Source organism: Halobellus inordinatus (assembly GCF_024498335.1).
GTDB classification, from domain to species: Archaea; Halobacteriota; Halobacteria; order Halobacteriales; family Haloferacaceae; genus Haloquadratum; species Haloquadratum inordinatus.
Window position 1 is genome coordinate 905,237 of sequence record NZ_CP101825.1, and the last position, 24,091, is coordinate 929,327.

Annotated in this window: 27 protein-coding genes; 10 read left to right on the forward strand and 17 right to left on the reverse strand. The window is 66.4% G+C overall.

The features are described 5' to 3' along the window. Positions 1–61: 61 nt before the first annotated feature. From NO362_RS04640 to NO362_RS04665, 6 genes are all read right to left on the reverse strand, one after another. Positions 62–802, reverse strand: a complete 741-nt coding sequence (locus tag NO362_RS04640) for an ABC transporter ATP-binding protein (protein ID WP_256546296.1) — start codon at positions 800–802, stop codon at positions 62–64. Beyond that, on the reverse strand, positions 795–1,622 hold the full coding sequence (locus tag NO362_RS04645; protein WP_256546297.1) for an ABC transporter ATP-binding protein: 828 nt from the start codon (positions 1,620–1,622) through the stop codon (positions 795–797). The genes NO362_RS04640 and NO362_RS04645 overlap by 8 nt, the downstream gene beginning before the upstream one ends. Next, positions 1,622–2,689: a branched-chain amino acid ABC transporter permease gene (locus NO362_RS04650; RefSeq protein WP_256546298.1), complete on the reverse strand. Its 1,068-nt coding sequence runs from the start codon at positions 2,687–2,689 to the stop codon at positions 1,622–1,624. Before NO362_RS04650 ends, NO362_RS04645 begins: the two co-directional genes overlap by 1 nt. Continuing rightward, the gene (locus tag NO362_RS04655) at positions 2,689–3,573 is read right to left on the reverse strand and encodes a branched-chain amino acid ABC transporter permease (protein ID WP_256546299.1); all 885 of its coding nucleotides are present in this window, start codon (positions 3,571–3,573) and stop codon (positions 2,689–2,691) included. Before NO362_RS04655 ends, NO362_RS04650 begins: the two co-directional genes overlap by 1 nt. A gap of 15 nt (positions 3,574–3,588) precedes the next feature. Continuing rightward, a complete protein-coding gene (locus NO362_RS04660) occupies positions 3,589–4,926 on the reverse strand; it encodes an ABC transporter substrate-binding protein (protein ID WP_256546300.1) in 1,338 nt (445 codons plus the stop codon). A 188-nt stretch (positions 4,927–5,114) separates the two neighbouring features. Continuing rightward, positions 5,115–6,584, reverse strand: a complete 1,470-nt coding sequence (locus NO362_RS04665; RefSeq protein WP_256546301.1) for an aldehyde dehydrogenase family protein — start codon at positions 6,582–6,584, stop codon at positions 5,115–5,117. Positions 6,585–6,777: 193 nt separating this feature from the next. Here NO362_RS04665 and NO362_RS04670 point away from each other — a divergent pair, with 193 nt between their 5' ends. The 3 genes from NO362_RS04670 (at position 6,778) to NO362_RS04680 (ending at position 8,913) form a co-directional block, all read left to right on the forward strand. Further along, complete coding sequence (locus tag NO362_RS04670; RefSeq protein ID WP_256546302.1) at positions 6,778–7,530, forward strand: SDR family oxidoreductase; 753 nt, start codon at positions 6,778–6,780, stop codon at positions 7,528–7,530. A gap of 197 nt (positions 7,531–7,727) precedes the next feature. Further along, entirely contained in the window at positions 7,728–8,561 is an 834-nt protein-coding gene (locus NO362_RS04675; RefSeq protein WP_256546303.1) for an NAD+ synthase, read from the forward strand. Between the two features lie 100 nt (positions 8,562–8,661). After that, positions 8,662–8,913, forward strand: a complete 252-nt coding sequence (locus NO362_RS04680) for a DUF7533 family protein (RefSeq protein WP_256546304.1) — start codon at positions 8,662–8,664, stop codon at positions 8,911–8,913. Positions 8,914–8,925: 12 nt separating this feature from the next. Here NO362_RS04680 and NO362_RS04685 read toward each other — a convergent pair whose 3' ends face one another. The 7 genes from NO362_RS04685 to NO362_RS04715 form a co-directional block, all read right to left on the reverse strand. Then, positions 8,926–10,149 carry a M24 family metallopeptidase gene (locus NO362_RS04685; RefSeq protein ID WP_256546305.1) on the reverse strand — a complete coding sequence of 408 codons (1,224 nt, stop codon included), beginning with the start codon at positions 10,147–10,149 and terminating at the stop codon, positions 8,926–8,928. Positions 10,150–10,155: 6 nt separating this feature from the next. Next, a complete protein-coding gene (locus NO362_RS04690) occupies positions 10,156–12,012 on the reverse strand; it encodes a UvrD-helicase domain-containing protein (RefSeq protein ID WP_256546306.1) in 1,857 nt (618 codons plus the stop codon). Between the two features lie 88 nt (positions 12,013–12,100). Beyond that, positions 12,101–12,283, reverse strand: coding sequence for an HVO_0416 family zinc finger protein (locus tag NO362_RS04695; protein ID WP_256546307.1), 183 nt, complete (start codon positions 12,281–12,283; stop codon positions 12,101–12,103). 137 nt (positions 12,284–12,420) lie between these two features. Continuing rightward, entirely contained in the window at positions 12,421–13,980 is a 1,560-nt protein-coding gene (locus NO362_RS04700) for a carboxypeptidase M32 (RefSeq protein WP_256546308.1), read from the reverse strand. 51 nt (positions 13,981–14,031) lie between these two features. Beyond that, a complete protein-coding gene (locus NO362_RS04705) occupies positions 14,032–15,147 on the reverse strand; it encodes a M20 family metallopeptidase (RefSeq protein WP_256546309.1) in 1,116 nt (371 codons plus the stop codon). A gap of 123 nt (positions 15,148–15,270) precedes the next feature. Next, positions 15,271–15,867 carry a pyridoxal 5'-phosphate synthase glutaminase subunit PdxT gene (gene pdxT / locus NO362_RS04710; RefSeq protein ID WP_256546310.1) on the reverse strand — a complete coding sequence of 199 codons (597 nt, stop codon included), beginning with the start codon at positions 15,865–15,867 and terminating at the stop codon, positions 15,271–15,273. A gap of 132 nt (positions 15,868–15,999) precedes the next feature. Further along, positions 16,000–16,164: a preprotein translocase subunit Sec61beta gene (locus tag NO362_RS04715; protein ID WP_049985347.1), complete on the reverse strand. Its 165-nt coding sequence runs from the start codon at positions 16,162–16,164 to the stop codon at positions 16,000–16,002. A 162-nt stretch (positions 16,165–16,326) separates the two neighbouring features. Here NO362_RS04715 and trxA point away from each other — a divergent pair, with 162 nt between their 5' ends. Next, positions 16,327–16,605 (forward strand): thioredoxin, encoded by a 279-nt coding sequence (gene trxA, locus NO362_RS04720; RefSeq protein ID WP_121569070.1) that lies wholly within the window; start codon positions 16,327–16,329, stop codon positions 16,603–16,605. Between the two features lie 223 nt (positions 16,606–16,828). Beyond that, positions 16,829–16,978, forward strand: coding sequence for a 50S ribosomal protein L40e (locus tag NO362_RS04725; protein WP_121569069.1), 150 nt, complete (start codon positions 16,829–16,831; stop codon positions 16,976–16,978). Here the strand turns inward: NO362_RS04725 and NO362_RS04730 are convergent, their stop codons facing one another. Further along, complete coding sequence (locus NO362_RS04730; protein ID WP_256546311.1) at positions 16,979–17,608, reverse strand: MBL fold metallo-hydrolase; 630 nt, start codon at positions 17,606–17,608, stop codon at positions 16,979–16,981. It lies immediately after the preceding gene. Positions 17,609–17,771: 163 nt separating this feature from the next. Here NO362_RS04730 and NO362_RS04735 point away from each other — a divergent pair, with 163 nt between their 5' ends. The 3 genes from NO362_RS04735 (at position 17,772) to NO362_RS04745 (ending at position 19,424) form a co-directional block, all read left to right on the forward strand. After that, positions 17,772–17,948: a DUF5786 family protein gene (locus NO362_RS04735; RefSeq protein WP_121569067.1), complete on the forward strand. Its 177-nt coding sequence runs from the start codon at positions 17,772–17,774 to the stop codon at positions 17,946–17,948. A gap of 207 nt (positions 17,949–18,155) precedes the next feature. Continuing rightward, positions 18,156–18,728, forward strand: a complete 573-nt coding sequence (locus NO362_RS04740) for an endonuclease dU (RefSeq protein WP_305881660.1) — start codon at positions 18,156–18,158, stop codon at positions 18,726–18,728. Between the two features lie 84 nt (positions 18,729–18,812). Next, on the forward strand, positions 18,813–19,424 hold the full coding sequence (locus tag NO362_RS04745) for a uracil-DNA glycosylase (protein ID WP_256546312.1): 612 nt from the start codon (positions 18,813–18,815) through the stop codon (positions 19,422–19,424). 42 nt (positions 19,425–19,466) lie between these two features. Here NO362_RS04745 and NO362_RS04750 read toward each other — a convergent pair whose 3' ends face one another. The 3 genes from NO362_RS04750 to NO362_RS04760 are packed head-to-tail and all read right to left on the reverse strand — an operon-like array spanning position 19,467 to position 22,348. Next, positions 19,467–20,471, reverse strand: a complete 1,005-nt coding sequence (locus tag NO362_RS04750; protein WP_256546313.1) for a PhnE/PtxC family ABC transporter permease — start codon at positions 20,469–20,471, stop codon at positions 19,467–19,469. Continuing rightward, positions 20,468–21,292, reverse strand: a complete 825-nt coding sequence (locus NO362_RS04755) for a phosphonate ABC transporter ATP-binding protein (RefSeq protein ID WP_256546314.1) — start codon at positions 21,290–21,292, stop codon at positions 20,468–20,470. Before NO362_RS04755 ends, NO362_RS04750 begins: the two co-directional genes overlap by 4 nt. Before the next feature lie 60 nt (positions 21,293–21,352). Further along, the gene (locus NO362_RS04760) at positions 21,353–22,348 is read right to left on the reverse strand and encodes a PhnD/SsuA/transferrin family substrate-binding protein (RefSeq protein ID WP_256546315.1); all 996 of its coding nucleotides are present in this window, start codon (positions 22,346–22,348) and stop codon (positions 21,353–21,355) included. Between the two features lie 156 nt (positions 22,349–22,504). On the opposite strand from NO362_RS04760, the gene hisH reads away from it, so the two are divergent. Both hisH and pheA read left to right on the forward strand, forming a co-directional pair. After that, on the forward strand, positions 22,505–23,149 hold the full coding sequence (gene hisH, locus NO362_RS04765) for an imidazole glycerol phosphate synthase subunit HisH (RefSeq protein WP_121569063.1): 645 nt from the start codon (positions 22,505–22,507) through the stop codon (positions 23,147–23,149). 110 nt (positions 23,150–23,259) lie between these two features. Continuing rightward, entirely contained in the window at positions 23,260–24,066 is an 807-nt protein-coding gene (gene pheA, locus NO362_RS04770) for a prephenate dehydratase (RefSeq protein ID WP_121569062.1), read from the forward strand. The last annotated feature ends 25 nt before the right edge of the window (positions 24,067–24,091 follow it).

Genomic DNA, 24,091 nt, shown 5'->3' on the forward strand with positions numbered 1-24,091 from the left:
GAACGGTTTCACCCCCGGCAGAAAGCCGCGCAGCGTTCTTCCCAGCCGACGGGCGAGCGGCCTACTTCCCGAGGTACAGATCCCGGATGCGCTCGGATTCCCGGATCGTTTCGGCGTCGGCCTCGAAACGGTTCTCGCCCATATCGAGGACGTAGCCCCGATCGGCGACCGACAGCGCGGCGTTGACGTTCTGTTCGATCATCAGCACGGCCGTCCCGTCGTCACGAATTCGCGCGATGTGCTCGAACGTCCGTTCGATGAGCTGTGGGGCCAACCCGGCCGACGGCTCGTCGATGAACAGCAGATCCGGGTCCGGCATCAGCGCGCGCGCCATCGCCAGCATCTGCCGCTCGCCGCCCGAGAGCGTCTCGGCCGTCTGTTCGAGTCGTTCCTCCAGTCGCGGGAACAGCTCGAAGAGTTCCGCTCGCCGCGACGCCGGATCCTCGGTGTGGATCGCGCCGATATCGAGGTTTTCGGAGACGGTGAGATTCGGGAAGACGTTCTCGGTCTGCGGGACGAACCCGATACCGTGTTCGATCATCCGGTTCGAACGGACTTCTGAAAGGTCGGTGCCGCCGATCTCGCTCGTCCCTTCCCACAGCGGCAGGCGACCGTAGAGCGCCTTCATCAGCGTCGACTTGCCGGCCCCGTTCGGCCCGAAGACGAGGACGATCTCGTCGTCGCGGACGTCGACGTCGACGCCGTAGAGCACCTGCAGTTCGCCGTAGCCCGTCTCGATGCCACGCGCCGAGAAGAGCGCGTCGTCGATCTCCGGGACTGTTTCGAGGTCTGCATTATGCATTCTCGAAGCCTCCCAGGTACGCTTCGACGACCCGTTCGTCTTCCTGGACGATCGACGGCGGGCCGCTCGCGAGTGTCTGGCCGTTGTGCAGGACGACGACACGGTCGCAGTGGTTCATAACGAGGTCCATATCGTGTTCGATGAGGAGAATCGTCCGCCCGCGGTCGTTGAGTTCGTGGAGCCGATCGAGGAGGTCGTCGGCGAGTGACGGATTGACGCCGGCCATCGGTTCGTCGAGGAGGATGATCTCGGGATCTAACATCAGCACGCGTCCCAGTTCGAGCAGTTTCCGCTGCCCACCCGAGAGCCCGCTGGCGTACTCCTCGGCGAGGTGATCGAGCGAGAGGAACTCTAGCGTGTCGTCGACGCGCTCTCGAATGTCTGCTTCCTCGGAGCCGACGGTACCGGGCTGGACGAGCGCCGAAATCGGCCGTTCGCCAGTCTGTCCGCGCGCCGCGAACGCGAGGTTCTCGCGCACGCTCATCCCGCGGAAGATCTTCGGCGTCTGGAACGTCCGCCCCAGGCCGCGTTGGGCGATCCGATTCGGGGGGAGGTCCTGAACGTCCTCGCCGGCGAGGCGGACGGCCCCCGAATCGGGCGTCAGCATCCCCGTGACGCAGTTGAAAAGCGTCGACTTCCCGGCCCCGTTGGGCCCGATGAGGCCGGTGATCGACTCCGCTTCGACGCCGAAGGAGGCGTGGTCGATAGCGGTCAGGCCACCGAAGCGCTTCACGACGTCGTCGACTTCGAGGAGCGGCGCGTCGGAGTCGGAACGGGTCACGCCTGCGGCGGCGTCCGATTCGCTGCTGTCTCGGCTCATCAGTCTTCCTCCCCGATGGCGTCGATCTCGTTCGGATCACCGAAGACGCCTTCCGGCCGGTAGCGGATCACGAGCACGATCAACAGCCCGATGACGACGAATCGGAGGCTGGGGACGAACGAGGCGTGATCCGGAAGCGGTTCGACTGCGAGACGGAGCGCGTCGGCGGCGACCGTCGGCAGCGACGCGAGCAGGCTGTCGTAGATGTTGGTGAGAAACCGCGTCGATTCGCGGAAGCCAACGAGCAGGAACGCGCCGAACACCGCGCCGGTGTTCGAGGCGACGCCGCCGAGCAGCAGCGCCGCCCAGACGGTGAACGTCACTGCGGGGACGAACTGCTGGACGACGACGCTGCCGACGTAGTGCGCGTAGAGACCGCCGGCCAGTCCGGCGACCGCCCCGCCGATCGCGAACGACGTGAGCTTCACGCGGATGGTGTTCTTGCCGAGCATCTGTGCGGCGTCTTCGCTCTCGCGGACGCCTTTGAGCAGGCGACCGAAGGGTGACCCCGTCAGCCGGGAGAGGACGAACGCGACGACGACGAGCACGACGACGACGAAGACGAAGTACGTCACCGCCCACGTGTCGGCACTCATCGCGGCGCGCCCGGGTTTCGGCACGCTGTTGAGGCCGAACGAGCCGTTGGTCAGCCACGCCTCGTTTTCGAGGACGCTGCCGAAGATGCCCGCGAGCGCGAACGTCGCGACCGCGAGGTAGTGGCTGCCGAGGCGGACGCTCGTCGCGCCGATGAGCGTCGCCAGCAAGCCACCGACGACGGCGGCGGCGACCAGACTGATCGGCAGGCCGAGCGGCATCGGGAGGTTCAGCCCGAAGACGTACTCCGCGCCGGAGACCTGCGCCGGCGGGGGCACCGTCAGCAAGGCAGCCGTGTACGCGCCCGCCGCGAAGAACGCGACGTGGCCGAAGTTGATCAGGCCGGTGTAGCCGTAGTGGATGTTGAGCCCGAGCGTCAGAAGCGAGTAGATGCCCGCGATGGTGAGCACCGTGAGGAGGAACGATCCCCAACCGGGCAGCGAAAGGAGCGCCGTCGGCGTGAACACGCCCATCAGATCTCACCTCCGGCGATGCCGTCGGGCTTGAACAGCAGCACGCCGACGAGGATGGCGAACGCGTACGCCATCGTGTACTCCGCAGAGAGGTACGTCGTCCCGAGGCTCATCGCGACGCCGACGATGATCGCGCCGAGCATCGCGCCGTACGGCCGACCGATGCCGCCCAAAAGCGTCGCGGCGAAGATGACGATGAGGTACTCGAAGCCGACCGTCGGGCGGAACGGTGCGAACAGGACCGCATAGAGGACGCCGGCCAGCGCGCCCGCGCCAGCGGAGATGAACCACGTCCGCCGGATCACGCCGTCGGTGTCGATACCGGCGATCTCGGCGAGGTTGCGGTTCCCGCTCGTCGCCCGCATCGTCTTCCCGAGCATCGTGTACGTCAAGAGCACGTGGATGAGGAGCATCGTCGCGATCGCGACGAGGAAGACCGCCGCACGGAGCGGGGTCGTCCCGACGCCGAAGACCTCGACGGGCCGCATCAGCGGCACTGGAAGTTGTTTCGCGGAGACGCCGACGGCGGCCGTCAGCGCGTACCGAAGGATGAACGCGACGCCGATCGAAGTGATGAGCAGCGGCAGCGGCCCCCGATCGGACAACGGCTCGAAGAAGACCCGGGAGACGCCGACGCCGAACGCGCCGACGACGAGGACCGCGACGATCGTCGCGAGGGGGAGCGGAAGCGAGAGGCCGAGTCCGGCTCCCGACAGGAACAACGCGAGATACGCCCCGTAGGTGAGGAACTCGCCGTACGCGAAGTTGATGAAGCGGGTCACGCCGTACGAGAGCGTCAGTCCGACAGCGCCGACGGAGATGACACTGCCCTCGATCAGGCCGTAGATAAGCGTCTGAATGAACTGCGTAACGAAGGCGACCATAGCGTGGAACGAACGCTACAGTTCGCTCGGCGGAATCGTCGCCGCTTGCGTCCAGCTACCCTCTTCGACTCGCATAATCGCGAACGGCGACCCGACGTCGCCGTCCTCGTCGAAGTCGATCGGACCGACGAGGCCGCGGTAATCGAGGTCCGACCCCTCCTCGATCGCCGACGCGCCGTCGGTGTAGTTCGTGACGACGGTCTCCGGCGGGTTCGCGACTGTCCGAACGTTCCCCGCGACGTTCGGGGGCGTGATCTCGTCGCCGGCCGTCGCGGTGGCCTTCATCGCGAGGCCGAGCGTGTTCATCGCGTCGTAGGCGTTCCGCGCGAACAGTTTCGGCTTCGAGCCGCTGAAGTCGGTGACGCGCTGCTGGAAGGCTTCGATCCGGCCCTCCTCCTCGGCGGCCTGATAGGTCGCAGACTGCAGTCCGAGAATCCCGCCGGTGACCTGCTCGGGGGCTTCCTCGAGGAAGACGTCTGTCGTCTGGTCCTGCGTGACGTACCAGTTGCCCTCGTAGCCCGCCTGATAGGCGGCCCGCATAATTTTGATACTGTCGTCTTTCGACCCGACGAGGACGGTGACCTCCGGATCGGAGTTCATCACCGTCTGCACTTCGCTCTCGTAGGACGCCTTGCCGGTCTTGAAGTCGACGGCTTCGGTGACCGTTCCGCCGAACTCCTCGAAGGACTCTCGGACCGGGCTCTTGAAGGACTGGAAGACCTCCTTGTTCCCGACCATCAGCGCCATATTCGAGTAGTCGGTGACGGTGTTGTACTGCTGGTTCCGGAGCGCTTTCGCGATCGCCCGCCCGCCGAGCGCGTCCGATGGCACCGTCCGGAAGACGTACTCGCCGCCGCGGTCGTCGAGCGACGTCGTCCCCGCCGTCGGCGTCACGATCGGCACCTGATTCTCCTGGAACAGGTCGAACACGGCGGACATAGTGATCGACGTCGGACCGATGATGCCGGCCACGTTCTCGACGTTGATCAGCTTCTTCGCCGCCGAGAGCGACGCCGACGGCGACCCCTCGGTGTCGGCCTGCACGAGCGTCACGTCGCGGCCGCCGATGCCGCCCTGCTCGTTGATCTCCTGGGCGATCATCCGCGTCACCGGCAGCACGTTCTCGCCGACCCACGCGTACTCGCCGGAGAACGGCAGCAGCACGCCGATCGGGATCGCGTCGCCGCCGCTTCCGCCGTCGCCACCGCTGGTCGTCGTCTCGTCTCCACCCGTGGCGGTGGTCCCTTCACCGGATTCAGTGGTACTTCCCGATCCCGAGCCACCAGAACAGCCCGCAAGACCGGCAACCGCTGCTGTCCCTGCCCCAACTAAGAATTCGCGTCTCTGCTTCACGCGACACACTCGACGAGTATTTGTAATAAATGTATATGCGATGGTATCGGTTTTCACCCCGCTGCTAGGGTGACATACGTACTCACAACTATCCGCGCCCCGATCTCATAGTGATTACTCTCACTGTGTACCGGCGAGCGCCACTCCCGGTGGTGTCGGTCGGCGGTAAGAGACGAGAGTAATCAGTATCAGGCCCCGGGTAGGTCGTCGCCGAGCCCCCGTTCGAGGTTGACGGCGACGTTCTTCGTCTGGAGGTACGAGTCGAGCGCTTCGAACCCCTTCTCGCGGCCGATGCCCGACTTCTTGTACCCGCCGAAGGGCGTCTGATTCGTGTCTCCGAACCACTTGTTGACGTAGACGTTACCGGCCTGGAGTCGCTGGGCGTCGCGGTGAGCGCGGCGGACGTCGTTCGTGAATATCCCCGCCGTGAGCCCGTACTCGACGTCGTTGGCGATCTCGATCGGATCGTCGTCGTCGCCGAACGGTACGACGACCAACACCGGACCGAAGATCTCCTCTTGGGCGACGACCATCTCGTTGTCGACGTCGACGAACACCGTCGGCTCGACGAAGTTGCCCTCGCGGTCGGGCACGCCGCCGCCAGCCGCGACGGCCGCACCCTCCTCGCGGCCCTGTTCGATGTACTCACACACCCGATCCCGGTGCGCCGCGCTGTTGAGCGGCCCCATATCGGGATCGTCCCGTCCGGGACCGAGTTCGTAGGCGTCCGCGATATCGGTGATCTGCTCGACGAACTCGTCGTACACGTCCTCGTGGACGAGCGCCCGGTCGGCGGCCGAACAGACCTGCCCCGCGTTCGTGAAGATCGCCGTCGCGATCCAGCCGACCGCCTCCTCGACGTCGGCGTCGGGGTAGACGATCGCGGGATTCTTCCCGCCGAGTTCGAGCGTGACGGGCGTGACGTTCTCGGCCGCCGAGCGCATCACCGCTTGCCCAGTAGGGACACTGCCGGTGAAGGTGATCGTGTCGACGCCCTCGTGGGCGGTGAGCGCTTCGCCCGGTTCGCCGCCGCCGGCGACGACGTTCACCGCGCCCTCGGGGATTCCGGCCTCATAGCAGAGCTCTGCGAGGTGGAACGCCGACAGCGGCGTCGTCGGAGCCGGCTTGACGACGGTCGCGTTGCCGGCGACGAGTGCGGGCGCGACGCCCCGCGCGAACAGATTCCCCGGGAAGTTCCAGGGCACGATCTGCGCGGAGACGCCGTATGGCTCTCTGACGGTGTAGTCGACCTGCCCGGTGCCGACCGGAATCGACTCGCCCTCCAGTTTGTCGGCCGCGCCGGCGTAGTACTCGAAGTACCGCGCCGCGCCCTCGAAGTCGGATTTCGCCTGCGAGAGCGGCTTCCCCTGATCGAGCGATTCGATCGCCGCGAGTTCGTCTTTGTGCTCTCGGATCAACTCCGCGACCCGGTGGACGCGCTGTCCGCGCGTCACGGGGTCGGTGTCGCGCCACTCGGGAAACGCCTCCCGGGCGGCCGCCACCGCGGCGTCGACGTCGGCTGCCGTCCCCGCGGCGACCGTCGTGATCGGCTCGTTCGTCGCTGGATCGGTGGTCTCGACGTACTCGCCCGCCGCGGGCTCGGTCCACTCCCCGCCGACGAGGTGCGGGTACCGCTCTCGAACGTCTGGCTCTCGCATACCTCCTGGTCGTCGATGGCCCGTGTCAATGTTTGGATCGAGACGGACATACACCGATGACTGATACTGTCGGACAGCAGTTCGTGAATCATCTTGGTAGCCACGGGGTACCAATACTTTTCACATAGTTCTGTCCGCCAGTATGAATCGAACACAGGGAAACGTTCATACTCCGACGGCTTCGCCAGCAACTATGGACTTTCAGGGTCGAGCAGTCGCCGTCACTGGCGCCGGCTCGGGGATGGGCGAACGAATCGCGCACCGATTCGCTGAACACGGCGCGGCCGTTGCCGTCGTCGATATCGACGCCGACGCGGCCGCAGCGACGGCCGAGACGATCGAAGCCGAAACACCCGCCGAGGCCGTCGCGATCACCGCGGACGTCTCCGACGCCGACGACGTCGCGGGATTCATCGCGCGGACGGTCGAGGAGTTCGGGTCGATAGACGTGCTCCACAACAACGCGGGCATCCCACAGGAGGCGACGCCCGTCGAGGAGGTGACGGAAGCCACCTGGGACCGGATTCAGGACGTGAACCTCAAGAGCGCGTTCCTCGGCGCGAAGTACGCCGTTCCGCGGATGCGCGAACAGGGCGGCGGCGTCATTCTCAACACCGCGTCGACGGCCGGCATCCGCCCGCGGACGGGCCTCTCGGCGTACGCGGCCTCGAAGGGCGGGATGATCACGCTCACGAAACAACTCGCCTTCGAACTGGCGGACGACGACATCCGGGCAAACGCCATCTGCCCGGTCGCCACCGACACCGGGATGCTGCCGCAGTTCGCCGGCGACGACCTCTCCGTCGAGGGAATGGCCGAGACGATCCCGCTGGGTCGCCTCGCCGAACCGGACGACGTCGCCGACGCCGCGGTCTTCCTCGCAAGCGAGAACGCCCAGATGATCACCGGCACGGCGCTGGAAGTCGACGGCGGTCGCGACATCTGATAGGGATTGTCGTCACTGTTCGGAGATTCTCGCCGTACCGTCCGGCGAGACATCTATGAGAACTTACGATAATCCCTATGACTCCCGGGCTGAGACCGACGACTATTCTCCGCGAAAACCCCCAGGGAACTGAACGGACGGCCACTTATCTCCCACGACGGGTGAGTATTAGTGTCCTCAGTCGGTATCCTTCTCTGATGACTACGGACGATTCGGTCCTCACAGAGGACGCACCGCTCGATCTTCGGCTCTCGGAACCCGAACTGGAACGGACGGCCGACCACCTCCAGTCGTTCATCCGCGACGTCGTCGACGGGGCCGGTGCCGAGGGCGCGGTCCTCGGTCTCTCGGGCGGCATCGACAGCACGACCGTGGCGTATCTGGCGGTCGAAGCGCTGGGCGCCGAGAACGTTCACGGCCTCGTGATGCCGAGCGTGGTGAACACCGAAGACAATATGAGCGACGCTGAGTGGCTCGCACAGGAACTCGAAATCCCCTACGACGTCGTCGAGATCCAGCCGATCGCGGAGACGTTCTTCGATACATTTCCCGAGGCCGCCGACGATCGGATGGCCGCCGGCAACGTCTACGTCCGCGTTCGCGGCGTGTTGAACTACTTCGTCGCCAACCACGAGAGCAAGGTCGTCCTCGGGACCGGCAACCGCTCGGAGGCGCTGACGGGCTACTTCACCAAGTACGGCGATCAGGCGGTCGACTGCAACCCGATCGGCAACCTCTACAAACAGCAGGTGCGCCAGCTCGCGGACTTCCTGGGCGCGCCGGAGGGACTGGTGATGAAGACGCCCTCCGCCGGGATGTGGTCCGGCCAGACCGACGAGGAAGAGATGGGACTGGACTACGACACGCTCGATGCGATCCTCGCGCTCCACGTCGACGGCCCGCTCTCGGTGGCGGCGACCGTCCGCGAACTGGACGTCACCGAAGCGCAGATCGAGCGGGTCGTCGACCTCTACGAGGGCAGCGCCCACAAGCGCTCGATGCCGCCGGCTCCCGAGCCGCTGCACCGCTGAGCAGCCGTTCGCCTGCGTTGGTCCCGCAGTCTTTCTTCTGACCGCGAGCCTTTTACCCGAACGCGAGCCTTTTACCCGAACGCGGTCGATCTGTCGCACGATGCGACTCGGTATCCTCGGGACGCTGCAACTGGCGGCGACGATGATCTTCGCCGCACCGGTCGGGATCTTCGGGCTTACTCGACTGACGGAGGGCGACATCGCCCTCGGCGCCGGCGCGGTAGCCATCGCTGTCGCGATGGTCGTTCTCCCGCAGTACCTTACGACACCCGGAGATGTCCCGATGAAAATCGGCGAACGCGTCCTCGGCGCGGTCGTGAAGACCCCGGACGACGACGAGGACACACCCTGATTTCTGGGCCAATTACGCCCGCGGCGAAAACGAGTGCGAGTCGTCGCCGAGGCGTTCGTACCCAGATCCGGTCACGACGACCAGCGCGCTCAGCCGGACGCAGCCCTGCTCGGGATCGGCCACCCCGGGCGCGACAGCAATCACCATCCCTGCTTCGAGTGCTGTGCCACCGCGGAGGGGCGGCGACTCGCGCCGCGAGAGTCCGACGCCGTATCCGACGTCGAGCGGCCCGTCTGGGAGTTCGATCCCGGTCGTCGGATCGAAGCCGAACGCAGCCAGTTCCGCGTCGGCTTCGCGGGCGACGTCCCCAGCGTCGGCACCGGCCTCGATCTCGGACAGTCCGGCGTCGAGTGCCGACTCGACGGCCACGTACGCGCGGCGATCCCAGCCGCCGTCGCTGTCGACGACGACCGTCCGCGTAAGCGCGCCGTGATAGCCGTGGGATCCGCGCGGCGCGACCTCGATACGGATCGGCTCGTTCGTTCGGATCGAGACGGCTTCGCAGGTCCCTCCGTCGCCGGCCGAGCGATGTGCCCCGACGCTGACGACGGTGTTTCCGACGTCGCTGACACCGTGCCGAGCCAGTTCGGCGTTTACCTCTCGCGTCAGCCGATCGGTCGTGAGCGGTGCGTCTTGCCAGCGGAGTTCGCGCCCCCCGCCGTCTCCCGCGTCTGCGTCTGCCGCCGCGTCCGCCGCTGCGAGAATCCCCTCGGCGTGACGCACCGCCGCGACTGCCGCCGCCTGGACGCCCCGGATCGCGTCGATCTCGCTGTCGGTCTTGATCCGTCGGGCGTCCGCGACCGCCGTCGTCGACTGCAACTCGTAGCCCGCGCGCTCCAGATAGACGGCGGCATCGTGCGGGATCGTCGGTGGGACGAGAACGAGCGGCGGTTCGCCGTCGCTCGCGGCTCCTGCTTCCGAGTGGTCGAGTATCGCGGCGGCTCGCTCGCCTGCGGGGTCGCCGGCGCGCTCGGTCGCGACGCGGCCGTCGAACTGCCGGGTCGCTTTCGTCTCGAACCCGGCGGGTGCACAGAGCACGCTCTCGCGCGTTGCTCCCGCCGTTCGGACGAACGCGTACTCGCGATCCGGTCCGTCGAAGCGCGTCAGGTACCGGAGACTGTCGTCACGCCGGCCGCCGGCGGCGACGAAGCCGACCGCGTCGGTCGCTCCGAGCGCGTCGTCGAGGAACGACCAGTCGGTCCGAATCGACCTTGACTCGGAACCCTCGCGGGACACGCTCGGTCAGGCGTCCGGCTCGGGTGCCGGGACTTCGCCTTCCTGGGCGTCGGCCAGCAGCTCCTCGACCGACTCGTCGCGGATCTCGTTGTGCAGCAGCACGCTCACCGGGAGCGTCGGCGCGCCGCTGACGAGGTTTTCGAGGATGACGAGGCGCTCGCGCGCACGGGACATCCCGACGTAGAACACCCGGCGCTCGTTGTCGGTGAGGATCGGAACGGGGTCGGTGCTGGCGGTGAACTCCTCGACGGCGTCGACTTCGTCGTCCTCGACCGAGGCGGCCATCTGTTCGACGACCTTCTCGGTGAGGTCGGTCGCGACGAAGACGTGGTCGGCCTCGCGACCCTTCGCGGAGTGGATCGTGCCGATGCGGACGCGGTCGGGGTCCATCCCGCGGTACTCGCCCGCGAAGTACGCCTCGACGGAGTTGCGCTGGAAGGAGGTGACCTTCCGGAGCATATCGCCCGCGGAGGCCCCGTCGGGGGCGAACGGCGCGAACTCGGTGATCACGTCGGGATCGACCGAGAGGTCGGTGAGGTCGTCGACGCCGGCGTCCTCCTGTAGCTCGTCGATGCGATCGAAGAGGTCGTCGCGGTCGTTGCTTCCGAACGCCGAGTCCTGCAGCATATCTGCGAGCCGCCGCGCCTGCAGTCCGTCGAGCGGTTCCTCGCGTTCGAGGCGCTCGATCCCGCGCACGTACTGCGTCAGCCGATCGGTCCACATCCGCTGGTCGGTGAGCGCCGAGAAGGGCATCCCGAGCGGCAGGAACTCGTCGATGAACTGGAACAGCTGATAGCGGGCGCGGAACAGCACCATCACCGTCTCGTCGTCGTCGCCCTGCTCGATCGTGTAGCGGACGTTCCGTGCGAGATCCAGCATCGACGGGGATTCGATCCCCTCGACGACGCCGCCCTCCTTGCGCGGCCGGAGGTCCTTCTCCTGGCGTTTGTCGATGTGGCGGATCTCCTGATTGACGACGTTGAGGACCTGCGAGGGAAGCCGATAGGAGTTCGGCAGGACCTCGTCCTCGTCGCGTTCGGCGTCGAGCAGCAGGTTCGGGTCCGCGCCCTGCCAGGCGTAGACGACCTGGTCGTCGTCGCCGGCGATGAGGACGCGCTCCATATGGGGCTTCCACTCCTGATACACGTCGTACTGCAGCGTCGTGATGTCCTGGAACTCGTCGATGACGAGGTAGTCGACGTGGGGCACGAGCGAGCGCTGCTTCACGCGTTCGAGCATATCCGCGAAGCCGACGAGGCCGTGTTCACCCTTGTAGCTCCGCCACGCGCGGATCACCTCGGGGACGTCGATCCGGTCGTCGTCGGAGGGCCACGTCGGGGTGTACTTGTTGCCCTCCTGGGCGTTCGGGTCGACCTCGGGCGGCAGCCGGACCTCCTCGACGTTCCACTGGAAGGGGACGTCGTACCAGTCCGAGACGTCTCGGCGGGTGCGCTGGAGCCACTGGCTCGTCGCGATGATCTTGTTGCCGATCGTGGTCGAGCGGGCGGTCCGTCGGCCGGCGCCGCCGTACTCGTCTTCGAATTCGACGCCGTACTCCTCACAGAACTCCTTTTTGTCGCTCTCGCCGACGACGTCGTTCCGGGAGAGATCCAGCAGTTCGTACGCTTTCGCGTGCATCGTCGCGACGTTGCCCTTCAGGGCCCGCGGGGAGATGTCGAGCCGCTCTGCGAGCCGCTCGCGAACCTCTGCGGCGGCCGCCCGCGTGTAGGAGACGACGAGGATGTCCCGGATCGTGACGTCGTCTTGATCCAGTAGCTCGTCGACCCGATCGAGCAGGGCCGTCGTCTTCCCGCTTCCGGGGCCACCGAACAATCGGGTGACCGTCGCGTCGGAGTCGCTCATTGAAGGCGTTCACGCGCTTGCGCGTGATAAAGTACCTGTTTCGAGAATGAAGTTCGAGACGCCGATTCGAGCCTTCGTGCGGGCCGTCCTACGCGCGCGGATCCCACCCGCAGACGGCGCAGTCGGTCGCGCTGGCGTCGTGAAGTGCACCACACTCCGGACACTGCTTCTTGTTATACGACGTCTCCCAGTCTACTGTCTCGGTATCGTGACCGCGGTCGTCGAGGAACTGGTCGAACAGAGCGTCGTCGGAAGTCGGTGCTGAGGCCATACACGATATGGTATGTCGTACCAATACTTAGTCCTACTGCCGAGTACAGAGTCGTGAGGATCGGTCGCGAGCCTCCGCTCACGCGTCGAGAACAGCGTCCGACGGGTGGCGGGTGCGATCGACCGCCGGCCCGCCCCTCAGACGGAATCGAGGTCGTAGAGCGCGCCGTACTTCTCGGTGACGTAGTCGACGAACGCCTCCGCGGTGAACGCCGATCCGGTCGCCCGCTCGACGAGTTCGTTCGTCTCGTAGCGCGCCCCGTGGCGGTGGACGTTCTCGGTCAGCCACTCGTGCAGCGCGTCGAAGTCGCGAGCGGTGATCTCCGCCTCCAGATCGTCGATGTCGTCCTCGGCGGCCGCGTACAACTGGGCAGCCATCGCCGACCCCAGCGAGTACGTCGGGAAGTACCCGAAGTTGCCGTGGCTCCAGTGGATGTCCTGGAGACAGCCCTCACTGTCGGTGTCGGGGCGGACGCCGAGGTACTGCTCGTACTTGTCGTTCCAGACTTCCGGCACCTCGTCGACGTCGATGTCGCCGGCGATCAGCGCGCGCTCGATCTCGAAGCGGATGATGATGTGCAGATGGTAGGTGAGTTCGTCCGCCTCGACGCGGATGAGGTTGTCCTCGTAGACCTGGTTTGCGGCCTCGTAGGCCTCTCGGGGCGTCACTTCGGAAGCCTTCGGGAAGTGCTCGGCGAACGTGGGCAAGAAGCCCTCCCAGAACGCCTGCGAGCGCCCGACGTGGTTCTCCCAGAGGCGCGACTGGGACTCGTGGACCGAGAGGTCCCGATCCTCGCCGAGCGGACTCGCGTAGTGCTCGTCTGGCAGGCCGAGCGTGTAGGTCGCGTGCCCGAACTCGTGGATCGTCGACGTGAGCGATCCGAGCGGATCGGTCTCGTCGAAGCGAGTGGTCACCCGCGCGTCGAACGTCGTACCCGAGGAGAACGGGTGCGGCGCGGTGTCGAGGCGGCCCCGATCCCAGGGATAGCCGAGCGTCGAGAGCACGTCTCGACAGAGGTCCTCCTGCTCGCCGGCGGGATACTCGCCGAGCGAGGTGAACGCGTCCGTCGCCAGTTCGGCCTCGGACTCCCTGATCTCCTCGATCATCGGCACGAGCGTCTCCCGGAGCGTTTCGAGGATCGACTCCGCGCGCTCTAAGGAGAGACACGGCTCGAAGTCCTCGAAGAGCACCTCGTAGGCGTCGCGGTCCGGATCGATGTGCTCTGCGTACTCGCGTTTGAGTTCGACGTGCTTCTGCAGGTACGGCGCGAACGCCTCGAAGTCGTCTTCGGCTTTCGCTTCCTTCCACGCTGGCAGCGCCTCCGACGCAGTCGTCGAAATTTCCTCGACCAGTTCGGACGGCACGGCGACTGCGCGGTCGTACTCGCGACGGATCTCGCGGACGACGGCCGCCTGTTCGTCCCTCAGTTCCGTCGCTTCGAGTTCGTCGAGCGCGTCGCCGACGGCGTCGTCTGTGAGGAGGTCGTGCGACAGCGACGACAGCGTCGAGAGTTGCTGTGACCGCGCCGGCGTCCCCGCGTCGGGCATCATCACCTGCTGGTCCCACGAGAGGATGCCGCTCGCGTTGCGGACGTTCGCCACGCGTCGGTACTCTTCGAGCAGCGTCTCGTAGGCGTCCGGTGCGCTCTCGTCGTCTCGCTCCGACTCCGAAGCCGCCTCGGGTGCGTCTGTCGCCATCGTCGTGACTGTGGACGCGAGTGCGTATCAAGCCGACGCCTCTCTTTTATGTCACCTGCTCGGCCACCGCTCGGCGAGGTTCTGATACAGCCGCCGACACCGCGCCAGCGCCTCGATCGAGACACTCTCGTTCGCCGTGTGCGCTTCACCGGGCTCTGACGCGCCGGCGACGACACAGGTCGCTCCCGCGGCCGCGAGCCACCCCGCGTCGGTCGCGTGTGGTTTGGTCACGCGCTCGGGCGTCGCTGTCTGCGCCGCGTCGGCCGCGGCGAGCGCGGCGTCGGCGAACGCGGCCTCGTCGCACGCCATCGGCGGGAGGTCCTGATCGATAGCCCACTCGACGCCGTCGATCTCCTCGACTCGCTCCAGGTGCGCCCGCTCGCTCGGGACGGTGCGCTCGTCGACTGTCACCGTGCAGGTATCGGGGACGACGTTCCACGCCGACCCGCCGTCGATCTCGGTGACGACGACGCTTCCCGTGAGCGTTCGGCCGAGGACCGTCGCGTCGGGCGCGTCGAGATCGCGGATCGTCCTGACGGCGTCGCAGGCGCGGTAGACCGCGTTCTCACCAGTCTCAGGTTCACTCGCGTGTGCGGCGGCCCCGCGTGCCGTGATCGTCGATCCGCGCCGGCCGCGATGAGCGACGACGACGTCCGTCTGGTTCTCACCCGCGTAGTTCGTCGATCCCTCACCGACCACGGCGTAGTCGGGCGCGAAGCCGTCCTCGATGGCGGCGCGCGCGCCCACGCCGCCCTGTTCCTCCCCGACGAACGAGGCGAAGACGAGTTCACCAGCGGGGTCGGCGTCGCGGAACGCGAGCATCGCGGCCGCCAGCGACCCTTTCATATCGGCCGTGCCGCGGCCGTAGAGCCTTCCATCTCGCTCGTCGACGGCGTACTTCGTGTCGCCTTTCTCGGTGGTCCCGCTGCTCGCGACCTGCGACGCGTCGGGTTCGACGACGTCGTGGTGGCCGACCAGCGCCAGCGACGTGGCGCCCGTTCCCCGCCGGGCGACGACGTTGCCGTGCCGATCTCGCGTCACGTCCGCGTCGGTCTCGGTTCGCAACCACTTCTCGATAGCGTCGCCTGCGGCGGTCTCGTCCTCGTAGCTCGGGATGGAAACGAGCCGTCGCGTCAGCGCCACCACGTCCGTCCGATTCTCGCTCACACGCGGAGGTTCCGCCCCATCGTAGAAAAGTCTCGGGAGCACGTCGGCGGCGTCCCCGCCACGTCCGGCCGCGGCTTCTCGCCGTGGCTTCACGCTCCCCGTGGCTTCACGCTCGCCGTGGCCTCACGCCTCGACAGCGAGTTCCTCGAAGAACGCGAGGTCGTGGATCCGGCTGTCGTTGGTCAGTTCGGGGTGAAACGCGGTGCCGACGACCGGGCCGTCGCGGACGGCGACCGGGCGGCCCTCCCACTCGGCGAGCACCTCGACGCCCTCGCCGACCTCGTCGATGGCGGGCGCGCGGATGAACACGGCGGGGAACGGCTCGTCGAACCCGGCGACCTCGAGCGGAGCCTCGAAACTGTCGACCTGCCGACCGAACGCGTTGCGGTCGACGGTCACATCGAGCAGGTCGAGCGTGTCGACGCGCTCGTCGTTGGCGTCGCTGGAGGCGACGATGAGGCCCGCACACGTCGCTAGGACGGGCTTGCCGGCCGCGACGTGCTCGCGGATCTCCTCGTCGATGCCCTCGCTCGCGAGCAGTCGTGAGATGGCCGTCGACTCCCCGCCGGGCAGCAGTAAGACGTCGCAGTCGGCCACGTGACCGGACTGCCTGATCTCGATCACGTCGACTTCCTCGTCGTGGGCCGCGCCGGCGCGCCGGATAGCCGCCGCGTGTTCAGAGACGTCGCCCTGGACGGCGACGACACCCGCTCGTAACATAGCTGTGCGTCGGAGTCGAATCGACAAAAAGCGTCCGTTGTTCGTCGTCGTCTCGGGTCGGTACGTGGAGTCGCTGTACGGCGTCGCCCCGGGTCGCCCGCCGGTCGTGCGTCGCCGTGCGTCGCCCGGGAGTTAGATCGCGACGGCGTTCAGTACGAGGACGCCGACGCCGAAGAGGAGTCCAAACGCGAAGACGGTCTTCGGATCGATGCGGATGGCGTTGCGGTCCTCGGCGTCGAAGTATCGAACGAGCCCCGCACTCGACATCAGGCCGCCGCTGTTCTGGCCGCTGCTCATACCTGTAGGTCGGCGGTCCCTCGCCTAAACGTTTCGGATCTGCGAGCGGTCCCGACGGAGTCGTGGCCGTATCGAGGCCGCCACTGGCGGTCGCATATGATGGTGACTACGGGGCGGTGGAAACGCTTATGCGAGGCCCCGCGCAACTTCGCTACGCACACGATGACCGTCCGAGTACTCGATTTTTACGCCGATTGGTGCGGCCCGTGCAAGAAGCAGGATCCCATCTTAGAGGACCTCGAAGCCGAATACGGTGACGTCGACTTCCAGAAGATCGACGTCGACGAGGAGCAGGACCTCGCTAATCAGTACCAGGTCCGTTCGCTGCCGACGGTCGTCGTCGAGCAGGACGGCGACATCGTCGACCGGTTCGTCGGCTTCACACAGCGCGAAGACATCGAGGCCGCGCTGCAGCAGGCCGCCCGGCCCGCCGGCGCGTAACGCAGTCTCACAGGGATTATCGTCACTGTTCGGAGATTCTCGCCGTACCGTCCGGCGAGACATCTATGGAGACTTACGATAACCCCTATCAGTTCCAACCGCCAGGCTAATCGGCCTGCTGTCGCTGATCCGCGCTTCTCGCTCCAGTTTTTCACCGCGGTAGCCCGAGGCTCTCGTCGCGTGTCTCGCAAGCATTATACTTCCCCGCCCGGTAGCCTGCCTTATGCCAAAGAACGAGGCCGCAGTGAAACGAGAACTGGAAAAGCAGATCTGTATGCGCTGTAACGCACGCAACCCGAAGCGAGCCGAGCAGTGCCGCAAGTGCGGCTACAAGAACCTTCGACCCAAGTCGAAGGAACGCCGCGCCGCGTAGTTACTCTTCGGGATACTTCGGTTCTCGGCGCTCCGCTCGTTCGAGCGCCCGCGCTATCACGTCGCGTACAGCGTCCTCGCCGTCCGGATCGGCGCGGTACACGTCGCCGTGGCCGGCGTACAGTTCCTCGACCGTTTCCGGCGTCCGATCGAGCAGCGTTTCGAGGCTCTCGATGAGGCGCTCGCGCGACTGCCCTCGCATATCCGTCCGGCCGAAACTCCCGTCGTCGAACGCGCCGTCGTTGTAGACGACGACGTCGCCGCTGAAGATGCGCGTCTCCCCGACGAGCGAGACGTGGTCGTCGGCGTGGCCGGGCGTGTAGACGACCTCGTAGGACTCTCCACAGAGTTCTCGTACCTCGCCGTCGGTTAGCCCACCCGTCCGTCGCGGGTGGTCGCCGTAGGCGTACAGGTCGGCGTCGAAGCGGTCGAGCACCGCGTCGAGTTCGGCGACGTGATCGCCGTGCTGGTGGGTGAGATAGACCGCGTCGAGGTCGTCGACGTACTCCGCGATGACGTCTTCGACGCCCGGCATCGTTCCGGCGTCGACGAGCACGGGACGCTCGCAGTCCAGCAGATAGGCGTTACACGTGAACTCCGTCGCGTTCTCGGTGACCGTGTGAATCTCCATACGCGAGAGTTCTGCGGCGGCGACGAAAAACCTCCGGGCCGCTCCCTGCTACGTCGTCGTCTCGGGACTCGTGCCCGTCGCCTTCGAGCTCACTACTCGACTGAAAATGGCGACCCGAAACCTGCGTGTGTTTTTTGTCGTTCTGTTTCGTACATCTTCGTGTATGGGATTTGGGAGCTACGACGAGTCCGAACAGGAAAATCAGGACTTCGACACCGATCTCGACGACGACGACGGGGTCGCGACCTCCCAGGCCGATCACGGGGGCGACGTCGAGTTCGAGATTGGGGCGTCGAACGACGAACTCCTGGACCGACTCAAAGACATCAAAGAGGAGTAGGGCCACGGTGATTCCCGCGTACCGGCCGCGGGGGCGACGACCGAACACCGGTGCGACGATGGGGGGTGATCCGGACACGCATCGATCTCTCGACGCGACACCGAACTGCTGTTCTGACAGACGCATCGCTCTGCAACCGACCGCTGTGCGGGACTTCGATCGGAGGCCCGCCGAGTACGAAACCGCCGCGGTGGTGTTGCGTGGGTGGTGAAACCCGGCACGCGCGCACTCGGCATCGCGGAGTCGACCGACGAGACTAGCGGCCGCTGTATCTTTTGCGGCGCAGTCGTGCGCGCTGACCGCGCTGTCGACGGCTTCGCGTTCGCGACGGCCACTGTCGGCGGCCTCGACGCCACCGACGCCGTCTGTACGCTTCTCGACCGACTGGACCGGCCGGACGTACAGTACCTGCTGGTGTCGGGCGTCGCGCCCGCGTGGTTCAACCTCCTGGACCTCGATCGGATCGCCACAGCCGCCGACCGGCCGGTGCTGTCGGTCTCCTACGAGGTTAGTCCTGGGCTCGAACCGGCACTCAGAGAACAGTTCGACGGCGACGCGCTCGATTCGCGGCTGGCGATCTACGACCGATTGCCGGCCCGGCGTCGCCTGCGCGTGAACGACGAGACGGTTTTCGTGCGGGGCGTCGGCGTCGACGACGACGAGGCCGCTCGCGTCGTTCGCGCGTACACGCCGGCCGGTGGCCGGCCCGAACCGGTCCGGGTCGCCCGCCTCGCGGCGCGCGGCGCGCAGGCGTGGCGCGCCGACGACGCAGACCGCTGACCCTGCCGTACTTCGGGGCGTCTGCGCCGGTCACCAGACGACCCGGACCGTCACGAGTAAGTCACGCCCGCACGCCTCTCCGGTATGACCAGCGCGGACGACGGAACGATGGAGGGACTCGCCGTCACCTCCTGTGAACGCTGTCCCGAACTCGTCGAGTCGCGGTCCCAGATCGTCAACGGCACCGGCCCGGAGGACGCCAACCTGGTGTTTCTCGGCGAGGCACCGGGTGCGAACGAGGACGACCAGGGCGAACCGTTCGTCGGGCGCTCGGGCAGCGTGCTCGACGAGGCGCTCCGCGATGCCGGACTCGCCCGTGCGGACGTCCGAATCACGAACTGCGTTCGCTGTCGCCCGCCGGAGAACCGGAATCCCACGAGTGCCGAACTCGCGAACTGCCGGGGCTATCTCCAGCGCGAACTCGCGCTCATCGACCCCGAACTCGTCGTGACGCTCGGAAAAGTGCCCTCCGAACACCTGCTGGATCGCTCGGTCGCGGTGACGAAGGAGGCCGGCGACGTCGTCGACGTCAGACTCGGCGAGCGATCGTATCGCGCGGTCGTCTCGGTCCATCCGGCGGCGACGCTCTACGACGGGAGTCAGCGCGAGACGTTCTTCGAGACCATCGCGCACGCCGCCGACCTCGCGGGCGTCGCGACCGACGGCAGCGGCCAGTCGAGTCTCGGCGACTTCTGATAGCGGACAAGAGACGCCGAGCGCCGATTCAGCGGCGTCGTTCTAGCGGTCCGTCGACGTGCCGAGCCACTTGCTGCTGTCGGTGAGATCCCGCAGCGAATCCAGGAAGCTCTTGGAGTCGTGTTCGGAGGGGCGCAGTCGGGCGCGGAGCCGCGAGGAGAGCAGTTCGATCGAGAGGACGAGAGCGAGCAGCGTCACTAGCCCCGCCCCGGCGCGGTAGGAGTTGAACAGATTCAGATTCTGCTGGATGTACTGCCCGAGCCCGCCGGCGCCGACGACGCCGAGCGAGATGGCGATCCGCGTGTTGATCTCCAGGATGTAGAGCGTCCACGCGACGAACGACGTCGACACCTGCGAGAGCATCCCGAAGTTGATCACCTGGAGGCGAGAGGCGCCGGTCGAGGAGACGGCCTCGATCGGCCCCTCTTCGATCTCTTCGAGTTCGTCCGTGAACAGCCGACCGAGGTTGCCGACGGTGTCGGTCGCGACCGCGAGCATCGCCGTCAGCGGCGAGAGCGGCACGAGCGCGGCGTAGATGAACACCCACACGAGCGCCGGGATCGCCCGGATCGTCGACATCACGCCGCGGAAGAGGAAATTGAAGGGGAACGGCGTGACGCGCTCGGAGCCGAACACGCCGAAGAACAGCGCGAACGGGAATCCCAGAACCGTCCCGACGATACCGATCGCGAGCGTCATCACGACTGCCGAGACGATGAGGCTGCTCCGGAGCGACCCGACAGTGTCGACGACCGTCATCGGCCGCGCGAGCGTCGCGAGAATCGCCCCGAGCCCCCCGATCTCGTTCTCCTGGGTGTAGAACGTCAGATCGACGAAGGTTGGCTGGGCGTACTTGAGGAACTCCGCGAAGAAGAAGTCGAACTGCGCGAAGCGAACGATCTCCGGCACCGGGCGCGTTCCGAGGAATCCGGTCCCGAAGTAGACGACTAGCGCCGCGACCGCGACGCCGACGACTCCGAGTCCGCGCCGGATCGCGATTCGCCGCTCGATCCGGGTGAGGATCTGATCGATCGAGTCGGCGCTCACGTCTCGACACCTCCGGCTTCCACGTCAGCGTCGGATTCGGCGCCTGCCGATTCGGTTCCGCTCGCCCCGCTCTCGGCTCTGTCGGCGAACGTCCCCTCGGTTTCGGCCCCGTAGTAGAGGTCGTCGACGACCTCCATCGACAGTTCCTCGCGGTCGCCGTCGAAGACCACTGACCCGTCGCGGATCCCGATGAACCGGTCGCCGAACTCGCGGGCGATGTTCACCTGGTGGAGGCTCACGAGCGTGGTGAGGTCGCGCTCGCTGGCGGCCTGTTTCATATAGCCCATCACGTCGCGGGCGGCCTTCGGGTCGAGACTCGACACGGGTTCGTCGGCCAGCAGCAGCGACGGATTCTGGACGAGCGCGCGGGCGATGCCGACGCGCTGTTTCTGGCCGCCGGACATCGACCCGGCGCGCTGTTCGGCCTCCTGCAGGAGACCGACGGTTTCGAGCGCGCTGAGGGCTTCGCGCTTGTCGTCGCGATCGTTGAGCGTGAGGATGCTCCGGAGGTCGTCGGTCCGGCCGAGCGCGCCGGTGAGCGCGTTGCGGTACGCCGACATCGACTCGATGAGATAGTGCATCTGAAACACCATCCCGACCTCGCTTCCGGAGTCGGAGACGGGACTGTCGCCAATCTCGACAGTGCCCTCTGTGGGTTCTGTGAGACCGTTGAGGATGCGCAGGAGCGTCGACTTCCCCGCGCCGGAGGGGCCGAGTACGACGACGAACTCCCCGGAGTCGATTTCTACGGAGACGTCGTCGAGGGCGACCGTGTCCTCGCCGTACGTTTTCGTGACGTTCTGTAGCGAGACGTGTGGCATATCTGGGTATCTTCTGGTCGAAATAAATAATGCGGGCGGTGCGAGCTGTGTCGCTCGATCTTAGGAGTCGAGGAGTTCCGCGCTGATACCGAGTTCGTTGGCGACGTCCACCACCGGCTGGTAGGTCTCGTTGTCGGCCTCGCGGACGTCGCTGAACCAGAGGTCGTCGTCGGTTCCCTCTTCGCCGTCTTCGCCGAGATACAGCGAGTCCGACGCGTTGACGAAGGCGTCTTTGACGGCCGTCTGCTCCTCGTCGGAGAGTTCCGGACTGACGACGATCGGCGCCCGCGGGATGTCTTCTGTCATCTCCACGTAGCGGAAGCCGTCCTTCAGTTCGCGGTTGTCGTTGAGCGTGATGAACTGCCCGACGCCGGCTGCGGCGACCTGTCCGCGCTCCAGTGCGGCGAACGCCTCCGCGTGGCTGGAGAACTGCGGTGTGAAGTCGGCGCTGCCCGTGTCGGTCGGCAGGTCGCCGATGTCGAGGCCCGCTTGTTTGAGCATATACAGCGGGTACAGCGCGCCCGACGCCGACAGCCGGTCGGCGAAGGCGACGCGCTCGCCTTCGAGGTCGCTCAGGGACTGAATGTCGGAATCCTCCTGCGTCACGATGACGGACGCGTAGGTCCACGATCCGTAGCCGTACCGCTGGAGGATGATGTCGCAGCGATCGTTGGCGACGCCGAGTGCGGCCGCGAACGGCCCGGTCTCGGCGATGTCGCCGGTCCCGCCGGCGAGGCTCTGGAGCACGGCGCTGTAGCCGGCGGCGTACTGGAGCGTCGCGGTGTCGACGGCGAGTTCGCTCTGCAGCATCTCCTGGATCGGCGCGTACTGCGCCTCCATCAGCTGCTGTGGCTCACTCGGCGACATATAGAACGTCGCGCGACCGTCGCCGTAGGAGACGGGGGTCTCGGTCCCCGTCGGCGTCGCGGTCGAGTCGGTCCCGTCTGTCTCTGCGGCCGTCTCTTCGTTCCCACCCGTGCTTCCGCTACAGCCAGCGATGAGGCCAGCGACCCCGACAGCCCCCGCGGACTTGATGAAATCTCGTCGCTTCGACATACGAACACGCGTATACACCGAGATGAGGCGGATAAAAATTCTGATTCAATTATATATAGCACACGATAGGTCTCCCCAAGCCACGTGACTCGATCTGATGCGGTCGAGGCGCGGGGGTGTCGGAAACGATTTGACCCGGCCCCGCGAAGCGAGCGTATGAGCGCTCAGACGGTAGCGGAAGTCGTCCTCGTCGATTACGGACTCGGCAACCTTCGGAGTGCACAGCGGGGGCTCGAACGCGCCGGCGCGTCGGTGTCGATCACCGACGACCCGGCCGACTTCGAGGCGGCCGACGGCATCGTCCTCCCGGGCGTCGGCGCGTTCAGCGAGGGGATGGAGAACGCCGGCCCGTTCCGCGAGCCACTCGCCGCGGCCGCCGAGCGCGGCCAGCCGATCTTCGGTATCTGTCTCGGGATGCAGATGCTCCTCACGACCAGCGAGGAGGCCGACCACGCCGGTCAGGGCCAGGTCGAGGGACTCGATTTCGTCCCCGGGACGAACGTCCGGTTCGAACAGGACCAGAAGGTGCCCCATATGGGCTGGAACGAACTGCACGTAGAGCGCGATCACCCACTTGTCGAGGGCGTCGACGGGGAGTACGCGTATTTCGTACACTCCTATTACGCCGAACCGGACGACCCCGACGCCGTCGTCGCGACCACCGACTACGGCGTGACGTTCCCCGCCGTGATCGCGAACGAGGCGGGCAACGTCTTCGGCACGCAGTTCCACCCCGAGAAGTCCGGCGAGACCGGCCTGCAGATCCTCCGGAACTTCGTCGAGTACTGCGCCGAGCAGTAACTGCCACTGCCCCATCCTAACGACCACCGTACGCCGTCGACATCGTCCTCGCCGCTGTCACCTCACAGATCCCCGACGGGCTTTTAGGACCCCCCGCAGTAGACGGCGCTATGCAGGTAGTCACGCTGGGTCCCGAAGGAACGTACTCGCACCGCGCCGCTCGCGCCGTCGACGACGACGTCGTGTTCCGCGAGTCGGTCTCGGCCATCGTGGCCGCAGTCGACGCCGGCGAGTACGAGCGCGGCGTCGTCCCCATCGAAAACAGCATCGAGGGGAGCGTCACCGAGACGCTCGACGCCATCGCCGACGCCGACATCGCCGTTACTCAGGAGATCGTCACGCCGATCCGTCACGCGCTCCTCGCGCAGTCGCCGAACTTCGACACCGTTGCTTCCCACTCGCAGGCGCTCGCGCAGTGTCGCTCCTTCCTCGAACGCGAGTACCCCGACGTCGACCTGGAGCCCGTCACGAGCACTGCTCGGGGCGTCGAGTACGCCCGCGAAGACCCCGCGGTCGCCGGTATCGGCCACCCCGACAACGCCGGTGACGACCTCTCTGTCATCGCTGAGGACATCCAGGACCGCTCCTCGAATGCGACTCGCTTCTTCGTGATCGCCCCCGCCTCCGAGCGTGCCGACGGCGGTGGCAAGTCCACGATCGTCGTCTACCCCAACGCGAACTACCCCGGACTGCTCCTCGAACTCCTCGAAGCCTTCGCCGACCGCGACATCAACCTCTCGCGGATCGAGTCCCGCCCGAGCGGCAATCGACTCGGCGATTACCTCTTCCACATCGACTTCGAGGCCGGCCTCTACGAGGACCGCGCACAGGCCGCGCTCGAAGACGTCGAGGCGATCGCCGAAAACGGCTGGGTCAAGCGGCTCGGATCGTACGACAAGCGACACGTTCTGTACTGAGCGCTCTTTTTCCCACTTACAGGCT

Coding starts and splice junctions, on each gene's coding strand:
- NO362_RS04715 (WP_049985347.1), bottom strand. CDS start 16,164: ATGAGCAGCGGCCAGAACAGCGGCGGCCTGATGTCGAGTGCGGGGCTC.
- hisH (WP_121569063.1), top strand. CDS start 22,505: ATGAGCGCTCAGACGGTAGCGGAAGTCGTCCTCGTCGATTACGGACTC.
- NO362_RS04650 (WP_256546298.1), bottom strand. CDS start 2,689: ATGGGCGTGTTCACGCCGACGGCGCTCCTTTCGCTGCCCGGTTGGGGA.
- NO362_RS04655 (WP_256546299.1), bottom strand. CDS start 3,573: ATGGTCGCCTTCGTTACGCAGTTCATTCAGACGCTTATCTACGGCCTG.
- pheA (WP_121569062.1), top strand. CDS start 23,260: ATGCAGGTAGTCACGCTGGGTCCCGAAGGAACGTACTCGCACCGCGCC.
- NO362_RS04675 (WP_256546303.1), top strand. CDS start 7,728: ATGACTACGGACGATTCGGTCCTCACAGAGGACGCACCGCTCGATCTT.
- NO362_RS04745 (WP_256546312.1), top strand. CDS start 18,813: ATGACCAGCGCGGACGACGGAACGATGGAGGGACTCGCCGTCACCTCC.
- NO362_RS04690 (WP_256546306.1), bottom strand. CDS start 12,012: ATGAGCGACTCCGACGCGACGGTCACCCGATTGTTCGGTGGCCCCGGA.
- NO362_RS04735 (WP_121569067.1), top strand. CDS start 17,772: ATGGGATTTGGGAGCTACGACGAGTCCGAACAGGAAAATCAGGACTTC.
- pdxT (WP_256546310.1), bottom strand. CDS start 15,867: ATGTTACGAGCGGGTGTCGTCGCCGTCCAGGGCGACGTCTCTGAACAC.
- NO362_RS04645 (WP_256546297.1), bottom strand. CDS start 1,622: ATGAGCCGAGACAGCAGCGAATCGGACGCCGCCGCAGGCGTGACCCGT.
- NO362_RS04695 (WP_256546307.1), bottom strand. CDS start 12,283: ATGGCCTCAGCACCGACTTCCGACGACGCTCTGTTCGACCAGTTCCTC.
- NO362_RS04725 (WP_121569069.1), top strand. CDS start 16,829: ATGCCAAAGAACGAGGCCGCAGTGAAACGAGAACTGGAAAAGCAGATC.
- trxA (WP_121569070.1), top strand. CDS start 16,327: ATGACCGTCCGAGTACTCGATTTTTACGCCGATTGGTGCGGCCCGTGC.
- NO362_RS04700 (WP_256546308.1), bottom strand. CDS start 13,980: ATGGCGACAGACGCACCCGAGGCGGCTTCGGAGTCGGAGCGAGACGAC.
- NO362_RS04755 (WP_256546314.1), bottom strand. CDS start 21,292: ATGCCACACGTCTCGCTACAGAACGTCACGAAAACGTACGGCGAGGAC.
- NO362_RS04730 (WP_256546311.1), bottom strand. CDS start 17,608: ATGGAGATTCACACGGTCACCGAGAACGCGACGGAGTTCACGTGTAAC.
- NO362_RS04665 (WP_256546301.1), bottom strand. CDS start 6,584: ATGCGAGAGCCAGACGTTCGAGAGCGGTACCCGCACCTCGTCGGCGGG.
- NO362_RS04670 (WP_256546302.1), top strand. CDS start 6,778: ATGGACTTTCAGGGTCGAGCAGTCGCCGTCACTGGCGCCGGCTCGGGG.
- NO362_RS04680 (WP_256546304.1), top strand. CDS start 8,662: ATGCGACTCGGTATCCTCGGGACGCTGCAACTGGCGGCGACGATGATC.
- NO362_RS04760 (WP_256546315.1), bottom strand. CDS start 22,348: ATGTCGAAGCGACGAGATTTCATCAAGTCCGCGGGGGCTGTCGGGGTC.
- NO362_RS04640 (WP_256546296.1), bottom strand. CDS start 802: ATGCATAATGCAGACCTCGAAACAGTCCCGGAGATCGACGACGCGCTC.